Source organism: Vibrio sp. OPT46, from assembly GCF_015163535.1.
Lineage (GTDB): Bacteria > Pseudomonadota > Gammaproteobacteria > Enterobacterales > Vibrionaceae > Vibrio > Vibrio alginolyticus.
Genome location: NZ_JADDYG010000112.1, coordinates 1 through 480, shown reverse-complemented (window position 1 = coordinate 480; position 480 = coordinate 1). Strand labels below are relative to the sequence as shown.

Sequence of the window (480 nt, the reverse complement as noted above, 5' to 3'; positions counted from 1 at the left end):
CGCTTCAATTTGGGCAGCCGATTAAAGTAATGCATGATCGCATGGCTTGTGCAAACCACCTCTTTGCAATGACCCCTATGGCAATGGTGGGTTAAAGCTGTTTAATTTTTCTTTATTTCGTTCCTTTGTTTGCCTTAATCGACCTTAGTGGGTCGATTTTTTTTGTCCTTTCCTCTGACACTCCAATCCGAAATACCATGAAACTGTTTGTTTTCTATGCATGCAAACATGAAGCTGGTCACTTTTATTTTACTTATTTCAATTTGATTACTCCTTTAACTAGGCAACCTAGCGCCTAAAACAACCCTATTTATTCCCCTATAAAGGGTATTTGTAAGTAATTTACATCAATCAATCCACACTGGTATATACCAAAATGAGCGTAAATAAGTATTCACTTCTTCTAAAGGAAACAAAATACGTTCATGAATGAAAAACATTCAAACTAAAGATGTTGAAAGTTTTAGATCATTTGAGTGG

1 pseudogene is annotated in these 480 nt (G+C 35.6%); it reads left to right on the top strand.

Annotation, left to right across the window (positions count from 1 at the left end):
• A pseudogene (locus IQR33_RS05155) lies at positions 1 to 95 on the top strand (cell division protein ZapC); the annotation flags it as partial.
• Positions 96 to 480: the final 385 nt, after the last annotated feature.